The organism is Neolewinella persica DSM 23188, from assembly GCF_000373105.1.
Lineage (GTDB): Bacteria > Bacteroidota > Bacteroidia > Chitinophagales > Saprospiraceae > Neolewinella > Neolewinella persica.
The window spans coordinates 1-1,578 of sequence record NZ_KB890492.1; the positions used below are offsets into that span (position 1 = coordinate 1).

Sequence of the window (1,578 nt, forward strand, 5' to 3'; positions counted from 1 at the left end):
CAACCGATGTTGATCTATCAGCCTGCATGACCCAGGGCGCAGTCAATACCGCCTTCGCCGACTTCCTGGCGGGCTTCAGCACCTCAGGAGGCTGTACCGGATCTGGCTCTTTCGCGGATACCTATACTGCACCGGATGTATGTGTGGGTGGTACGGTGACCGTTGTCTACAACGCCACCGATGCTTGTAACCAAACGGCTACTTGTACGAAGATCTTTCAGGTCGCAATACCCCAGCCTTTGACAGTAAGCTGCCCAATCGATGATAATAGTCTTGCTTGTGGAGAAAACCCGCCGGCTCCATTTACCACGGCTGCAGCCTTTGTGGCCGCCGGTGGCGATATTATGGGGAATTGCAACCCCAACGCAGGGATTACGCTAAGCAGTTCAGACGAATTAAACGGTAATCTTTGCGAAGGTTATACGATTACCAGGACCTATGGTGTCGAAGGAGAATGTATGTTAGAGGGTAGCTGTGAGCAAGTCTTTACTACCGCTCCGGCAGCTCCCCCTGTATTTACGGAAAATCCTGGCGATGAAACACTGGCCTGCAACGACGACGCTCCTTTACCAACTCCCTGCTACTTTACGAATGGCGGCTTTAATATGGGCACGGTAGCGTACCGGGTAAATGCGGGTGGCTCGGGCGTTCCTGGCTGGGACAACGACACTAATGGATCACCTTCTCCTTATCGAGTAGCGGGAGGTGAGAATACGTTTGGTGGTAGTGGCATTACTGCCACCCATCCTTCTCTGCCAGCGGGTACGCCGGCCAGTATTTTCACAGCGGAACGCTGGGATCCCAATACTGGTGATGAGATGAAATGGGAATTCCCCGTAATTATTGGTAACCGCTACGAAGTACGCCTCTACTTTGCTGAAATATTCAGTGGTGCTGCTAGCAACGGCGCACGCGTCGTTGACATCACCCTGGAAGGCACAACACCCGCTAATTTTAACAACGTGGACGCTTTTGCTCTTGCGGGCTTCAAAGGAGGCATGATGCTAGCAGATGTGTACACCGCTGGTGACGCGGTACTGGATCTTGAGTTTATTCACGTAATGGAAAATCCAGCCATTAAAGGCATTGAAATCCTGGATATTACTGATCAGCAAGAATGTGCGATTACTGGATTTGTTAACTCAACGGTCACTTTCGACCCCAACGCTGGTTGTTTAGGCAGCTACATCGAGAATTGGACCTACACCGGCCCCTGTGGAAGAGAGATTATGAAATCGCGGGACTTTGAGGTTACTCCCCCGGCGCTGACGGTCAGCTGTCCGAATGATGTAAACATGGCCGCGTGCATGACCCAGGGCGCCATTAATACGGCCTTTACCGATTTCCTGAATGGCTTTAGCACTTCAGATGGTTGTACCGGATCTGGTGCTTTCGCTGCCAGCTATACCGCACCAGATGTATGTGTAGGCGGTACGGTAACGGTCGTTTACAATGCGACCGACGATTGTGACCAAACCGCTAATTGCACGAAAACCTTTACGGTTGCGGCACCGCCGGCTTTGACGGTAAGCTGCCCAACCGATGTTGATCTATTAGCCTGCATGACCCAGGGAGCAG

1 protein-coding gene is annotated in these 1,578 nt (G+C 52.0%); it reads left to right on the forward strand.

Translation table 11 applies throughout. From position 1 onward, the window contains the following. The coding region (locus B036_RS31310) for a malectin domain-containing carbohydrate-binding protein (RefSeq protein WP_044103896.1) at positions 1-1,578 on the forward strand (1,578 nt) is incomplete at both ends.